At 54.5% G+C, this 6,595-nt stretch carries 5 protein-coding genes and 2 pseudogenes; 2 read left to right on the top strand and 5 right to left on the bottom strand.

The genetic code is table 11. From position 1 onward, the window contains the following. The 4 genes and pseudogenes from AB4874_RS19715 to AB4874_RS19700 form a co-directional block, all read right to left on the bottom strand. Window positions 1–442: pseudogene (locus AB4874_RS19715) on the bottom strand (hypothetical protein); the annotation flags it as partial. A 154-nt stretch (window positions 443–596) separates the two neighbouring features. Then, complete coding sequence (locus AB4874_RS19710) at window positions 597–1,415, bottom strand: hypothetical protein (protein ID WP_295537315.1); 819 nt, start codon at window positions 1,413–1,415, stop codon at window positions 597–599. 136 nt (window positions 1,416–1,551) lie between these two features. Then, window positions 1,552–2,523 carry an IS5 family transposase gene (locus tag AB4874_RS19705; protein WP_368393294.1) on the bottom strand — a complete coding sequence of 324 codons (972 nt, stop codon included), beginning with the start codon at window positions 2,521–2,523 and terminating at the stop codon, window positions 1,552–1,554. 183 nt (window positions 2,524–2,706) lie between these two features. Continuing rightward, window positions 2,707–4,476, bottom strand: coding sequence for a sensor histidine kinase (locus tag AB4874_RS19700; protein WP_368393293.1), 1,770 nt, complete (start codon window positions 4,474–4,476; stop codon window positions 2,707–2,709). A 347-nt stretch (window positions 4,477–4,823) separates the two neighbouring features. Here AB4874_RS19700 and AB4874_RS19695 point away from each other — a divergent pair, with 347 nt between their 5' ends. Then, a complete protein-coding gene (locus AB4874_RS19695) occupies window positions 4,824–5,252 on the top strand; it encodes a BLUF domain-containing protein (protein WP_368393292.1) in 429 nt (142 codons plus the stop codon). A 90-nt stretch (window positions 5,253–5,342) separates the two neighbouring features. Continuing rightward, window positions 5,343–5,824: pseudogene (locus tag AB4874_RS19690) on the top strand (transposase); the annotation flags it as partial. A 58-nt stretch (window positions 5,825–5,882) separates the two neighbouring features. Here AB4874_RS19690 and AB4874_RS19685 read toward each other — a convergent pair. Beyond that, a partial coding sequence (locus AB4874_RS19685; protein WP_368393291.1) for an IS3 family transposase occupies window positions 5,883–6,595 on the bottom strand: 713 nt, incomplete at its 5' end.

Here is a 6,595-nt window from a genome sequence, read left to right as displayed (position 1 = left end):
CCATAGCTTCGGCATAGGCGCGATCCAGCACATGGCTCGGCGAGCGCGCGACGTTCAGGCGGCCCAGTTCAACTTCGGGGAGACCTTCTTGCGACCAGACGGGCTTGCCAGAGCGGGTCGAACCCGCACTCCCGGCCTTCGGGCCTTTGCCTTCTGAATCGGCGTCGGGACCACCTTGACCGTGACCGTCATCACCCTGACCATTCGCGCCGTTTTTCGGGCCTTTTTTGCCACCCGTATCCGTATGCCCGCTATCGTCTCCGGTTTGCCCATCGGAGTGTCCACCTTGGCCGCCCTTATTCCCGGCACCAGCGCCTTCAGTATGGCTGCCACTCGTGCCTTCTTCGGCATTTGCTGCGCCAAGGAAACCATATGAGCTTCCGAAGTAAGAGGTGCCGCCGATGATTGCGACGATTGCCGCCACTGAAAGCCCCGTCAGCATCGACCGCTTCCGATTATTATTTGAGCCAATCATAATATCATCCCCTAGATTATCTTTGTTCTGTGATGTGTTTGATTGCGCCACAGAACACGTCCCCGAAACTGGCGGCGCAGAAAACTATGCGCCGCCGCCTCTCTTAAGCGTCAAGCGCAGATCAGCCGTGGCCAGCCAGAACTGCGACGCGCACTGCTTCTGCGTCTACAGCAAGAGCCGCCGCAGCATCCCCGGTGATGGGCGTCCCAAGAATTTTCGAGACCGCAATCACCGTATCAGTTGTGATCGGCACGGTTTTGTCCGAAGCGACGCCAAGGAAGACTGCCTCAAGCACCTCGTTGCTATTGGTCACGCCCGGCAGCGAGATCGAGCCATCAAGCGCATCACGCAAGAATGCAAGGTTCTGCAGCGGTGAATCGACATAGGACTGTTGGTCGAAATTGAGCGACAGATTTGAGATAATGTCGTCCAAGCTCATGTTGTAGAACGTCACCATGTCGGTGTTCAGGCTTGCCAGCGCCTCGTCATAAGCGCGATCAAGCACATGCGACGGAGAGCGCGCAACGCTCAACCGACCAAGCTCTACTTCAGGAATACCTTCTTCAGCCCAGTTCGGTTTGCCGGAACGGGTGGACCCTTCGTTGCCAGCCTTCGGCCCTTTGCCTTCAGAGTCCGCGTCCGGACCACCTTGACCCTGACCGTCGTTACCTTTGGCACCTTGGCCATTTTGACCTTTGGAACCTTGCCCTTGCTGACCCTGATCCCCACCCGACGATTCTGCGACTGCCGCACCCGACAGATGGCTGAGCGGTTGGAAGGCGAGATTACCACCAAAACCGATAGCCAAAGCCAATGCCGAAACGGTTGCCACACGCTTTGCGGGAAGTAAGATATTCACACTCATGTAATTCTCCTCCAAATAAAACTCTTGTCTAGCAGAGCTGAGAATTAAAATATCGGAGCCAAGTCCAACTTTCATTGATGTGGATCAACGGAATTGGTCACATTACGTAAACTTTTCGTTGCTTTGGGATCGCGACTATCCTGCCGCTACCGTGGTCGGCGTTGTTGCGCAAATCATTGATCGGGCGAACGATCCCCTTTCCCGTGGCCTTTCAGGCGATGGCCTCGATCTCGGCCCTGCCAAGGGCCGAGAAGCGGTTCATGATGGCGATGCGGATCTGGATTTCGGCGGTCTGGCGGTCGGGGTCTCGGGACATGATCCGCTCACCGAAGAGCTTCAGGCGGTTCATCCACTGCCCGGCAGTGGTTTGCATGCAAACCATGAGAGGGTGGGCCTCGACCCGACTTCGGACATGGTAGCCCGCCCACTTCTTCCAGAGAGCCCTACCGAGGTGCCGAGTTGCGCGCAGGATCTCGTTTCGCGCAACTGCGGCGGGACAGTCTTCTTTCCATGCGCGACCGTTGCGGCGGATGGGTATGACAGCATCGGCGCCGTGCTCGATGATGGCGGTGTGGCATCGGCGCGTGTCATAGGCGCCATTGGCGGTAACTGTGGCGATCTCTTCACCCTCGGGAATCTGCGCCAGTAGATCTGGCAGCAGAGGGCTATCACCCTGGCGGCTCGAGGTGAACTCGACCGCGCGTATGTCGCCGGTCTCCGTGTCCATGGCGATGTGAACCTTGCGCCATTGCCTGCGCCGCGACGGCCCGTGTTTGCGCGCCAACCATTCGCCAACCCCGCGGAACTTGATGCCGGTGCTGTCGATCAGCAGGCTCAACGGCTTCCCCGAACGGCGATAGGGGATCTGCACCCCGAGCCACGCTTGCCGTCGGCACAGCGTCGAATAGTCCGGAACCGGCCAATCGAGCCCAGCCATCCGGATCAGGCTCTCGACCAGCCCGACCGTTTGCCGAAGCGGAAGGCCGAAGAGCACTTTCAGCGTGAGGCAGACCTGGACCGCCGCATCCGAGAACGTCTCCGGGCGCCCCCGCTTGCCGGTCTTTCCGGCGTGCCAGACCATGTCGGGATCAAACCAGACCGAGAGCGAGCCCCGCTGGCGCAGCGCCGCGTTATATTCGGACCAGTTCGTCGTGCGATAGCGGGTGGGAGAGGGCTTCGGCATGCCGCCGATCTAACGCACTGGATTCGCGCAGTGAATCCTCCTCACCGCTTTGTGCAACAACGTCGATTACACCGCAACGGTTGTGCAGCAACTCAAAGACTGCCCGCCACCCAGCGAATAGGCTCAGGGTGCACGAAACGATTGTGGCTTTTAACTTGCGACCAGCGCGAGATCGGCCTTACGCTAGTTCACCAGTGGAAACGTAACATAAAACGTCGTAGAGACACCAGCCTCGCTTTCGTAGAAGATATCTCCCAACATCTGGTTGGCCAGCTTCTTCGAAATGTGCAAGCCAAGCCCGGATCCTTGAGTGGAGCCTTGACCATTATTTTCAACTTGCCCAAAGCGACCGAATACCTGGCCTTCCATACCTTCGGGAATGCCTTGACCAGAGTTAGTAATCGACAGTCTTACCTGCCCGTTCGAAGTTTTAATTGCGCCTTCGATGATGTCATGTTCGTTCGAAAACTTGATGGCATTCGAGATTAGGTTATCAATTATCTGACGGATGGCGAAGGCGTCCCCGATGATGACGGAAGCAAGAACAACATTTCCAAGGGCGAGCCGCACACCCCGCTCCGTGGCGAACATTTCATTGTCCTTGAAGCTCTCTTCGAGGAGCTGACCGAGATCGACAGGCTTGCTTTCCAAAGCCAATGCATTGATGTCGATTTTCTGTGCCAACAGAATGTTGTCGACCAGTCGTGATAGGCGGATCCCATTTCGGTGCGCAATGTTGAGCACCGAAAGAACAGGATCGGCTACATCGCCAAGGCGACCGCTGCGTGCAAGCGCCAAACCTCCTATGAGCGAGGTCAAAGGGGTCCGCAATTCATGACTGACAACCGAGATGAACTCGTCTTTCTTGCGGTTGGCCTCGTCTGCCCGTTGAAGCGCCTCTTCCAGTGCCGCACTGGTGGCGATCCGGTCTGTGATATCAACGAAGGTGATGCTCCATCCGAGAATGGTTTCTGATGGATCAAGTGGGCTTTCGATTTCTCGAATTCTGGGTTCATAAACCCGCTGCCCAATGCGCAGGTGAGAAACAGTTTCACGCGTTTCTAAATTTTTGTCATTTGCAAGAATTTTATTTATAAATTGCTTGGTAGCATGATTAAAATCTCTACTTTTTGCGGCCGTGTTCATTAGAACTATTTTACGACCCCTATCAATCATGACGACTGGCTCACTCATCGTATTCGCTAGTCCGGACTGGCCAATAAAGGCCATATCCATTGCTTTATTTGTAAAGAGAATCCATGTGAAGGCGACAATTCCAAGAGTGAACATGAAGGCCGTTGGATCAAGGCCAAAGACGGTAAAGCCGAAGACAACGTAGCCAGTATTTGCAGCAAGGGGCGTTAGAGTAATTGCAACCAGCACGGTTAGCAGAGGCCACGCCGTCCGCTTTGCACGGGTAAAGGCTTTCGCAAGACAAAACAGGGTTGCCAGTACAAATGAGTAAAGGGTTGCGATAATTGCATAGAAGCCCGGCCCGTGAACATACTCTATGTGGCCCTGCCCCTGCGGAATGATAGAAGCATCTGTATAGACGAGGTTGTGCCATGGGTTGGTGATAGCAAAAGCGAAGATTGCTATGGGCACGAAGATCCGCGCAGCGCGGGCGCTGCGTTTCTTGAGCCATAAAGCGTCATCGACGTACGCAAATACGAAAAAACACCACGCAACCGGCAACATGGCATTGCCAAGCCATGCCATGATCGCCCATTGAAATTGACAGGAGTAAGTGCTCGACGCAGCCTCCAGTCCAACCATCATCAAGGTCCAAATCACGGCGATGAAGGTGAGCGCGTAGTCAATCTTCCCATTAAATCTCTGAAATTTGAGCATCCAAAGCAAAACAAGAGCAGCGATGGTGCTGACCGCGGAAACAAACCAAAAGACTGGCGACCCCGCCACTCCCTCAAAACACATCATCATTGTCTTACCCAAGGCCTCCTCTTTGTTGCTGAAGCACACCATATCGTAGCGTCCAAAATTGGGCCGAAGTGTGAGGTGCAAACGCCCTCAACGTAAAGCAAAGCGCTTCGCTCTTCGAGCTTCCGATCTGATTAGGCTAGGTGTTCTCGCTGACAACACTTAGCCAGATGTCGTTTCGCCCGTCGAGCGCTCTATTCTCATCTGAGTAGACCTGCTGCTTTCCCCGCGAGCAATAGCATATCTACGGAACACATTTGATACTTATCACTGCTTGTCCAAGTTGCTATACTTGGTGTGGTAAACACGTTTGGGTTGCGGTGGATCTGCTTTCTCGAATTTATGAATGGTAATGTTCACTGATGCTTCGTCACATTGCATATGTAAGCCTGTCTCGCTTCCCACTAGAGACTCAGGTTCTATCAGATATACTCGAGGTGTCTGTCCGAAATAATGAGCGCGACGGCATCACCGGGGTGCTGATGTATCATGATGATCTGTTTTTTCAGGTTCTGGAAGGTGAGAGTGGGGTTGTAGAGCAATGCTATGCACGGATCTGCAGAGATCCGCGTCACTCAAACATTTCAGAAACCTTGGACGAAACGGTAGGCTGTCGTTCGTTCTCGGACTGGTTGATGGGATACGTTGGTCCGGATGAGATTGGTGAGTACAATGATGGAGCGATTTTATCCTTGACTGGATTGAAGGCACCAGAGCTTTCTGCCGCAGACAAGCGTGGATATGCTTTGGAACTTGCGCGAATGGTATTCAAAGGGTTCGCAGAGCGGTAATGACTAGCTCCACGGCAAGCAGTTGACTGACCTGAGCCCCTAAAACTCCTCCAAATTTGTGTAGAGTCCGCCCAACAAAAGGACGGATAAATGAAGGCACGATTCACAGACGAGCAGATCATTGCGATGATTAAAGAACAGGAAGCTGGCGAGAAGACCGCCGATGTATGTCGGCGGCATGGGATCAGCTCGGCGACGTTCTACAAATACAAATCGAAGTATGGCGGGATGGAGCCTTCTGACGCAAAGCGATTGCGGGTTTTGGAGGACGAGAACGGCAAGCTGAAGAAGCTGTTGGCCGAACAGATGCTCGACAACGCCATGCTCCGAGACATCAATTCAAAAAAATGGTGACGCCTGTTGGGAAGCGGAAAGCGGTGGCGCATTTGATGGAGGTTAATCAGGTCAGCCAGCGACGGGCGTGCGATGTGCTGCAAGTTGATCGGTCATCGGTGCGATACCTGACGCGCCGTGGCGATGACACTGAGCTACGCGATGCGATCAAACGGGTATCCAGAGAACGGCGACGGTTTGGTTGTCGTCGTGTCCATGTGATGATTGCCCGGGAAGGTTTTACGGTGAACCACAAAATGAATCGTCCCGGTTTCACCGGAGACCTTTAGCTTCATTTCACGCGACCATATCGAGCACGTCGCGCTGTGCATAGAAGTTCTCTTCAGCCTCTGCTGGCGGGATGTTTCCGATGGGGCCAAGCAGGCGTCTGTGGTTGAACCAATCGACCCATCCGAGGGTGGCCATTTCCAGATCTTGCATGTTGCGCCATGGACCCTGGCGGTGGACCAGCTCGGTTTTGTAGAGACCGTTAATCTTCTCAGCGAGGGCGTTATCATACGAGTCCCCGACGCTGCCGACCGATGGTTCGATGCCTGCTTCGGCCAAACGCTCGGTGTATCGAATGGACAAATATTGCCCGCCGCGATCCGAGTGATGAACCAATCCGCTCTTTTGGACCGGCCGTCGATCATGCAGGGCCTGCTCGAGAGCATCGAGAACAAAGTCAGTTTTGGCCGATCGTGAGACCCGCCATCCGACGATGCGATCAGCGAATGTGTCGATGACAAAGGCCACATAGATGAAGCCTTGCCACGTGGACACATAGGTAAAATCGCTGACCCAGAGCAGGTTCGGTGCAGGCGCCCGGAACACGCGGTTTACCTTGTCACGCGGACAGGGCGCTGACGTGTCAGGGACCGTCGTCTTGGAGAGTGTCCGATCTTCTGTGTAACTGCGCTTTGGTCCATGCTTCCTGAGAGGAGCAAGGACGATGACGATTTCCAAGGAACTTTTGGACGAACTTCTGAAGGGCTGCGAGCGGCCTGAAG

It is taken from the genome of Thioclava arctica (assembly GCF_040892615.1).
In the GTDB taxonomy this organism is placed as follows: domain Bacteria; phylum Pseudomonadota; class Alphaproteobacteria; order Rhodobacterales; family Rhodobacteraceae; genus Thioclava; species Thioclava arctica.
The sequence above is the reverse complement of the archived record's forward strand: the minus strand, read 5'-3'. Positions and strand labels throughout refer to the sequence as shown.

What these genes read in the sequence shown, in the direction of transcription:
- AB4874_RS19710 (WP_295537315.1), bottom strand. Translation starts at nt 1,415, where the DNA reads ATGAAAGTTGGACTTGGCTCCGATATTTTAATTCTCAGCTCTGCTAGA.
- AB4874_RS19705 (WP_368393294.1), bottom strand. Translation starts at nt 2,523, where the DNA reads ATGCCGAAGCCCTCTCCCACCCGCTATCGCACGACGAACTGGTCCGAA.
- AB4874_RS19695 (WP_368393292.1), top strand. Translation starts at nt 4,824, where the DNA reads ATGCTTCGTCACATTGCATATGTAAGCCTGTCTCGCTTCCCACTAGAG.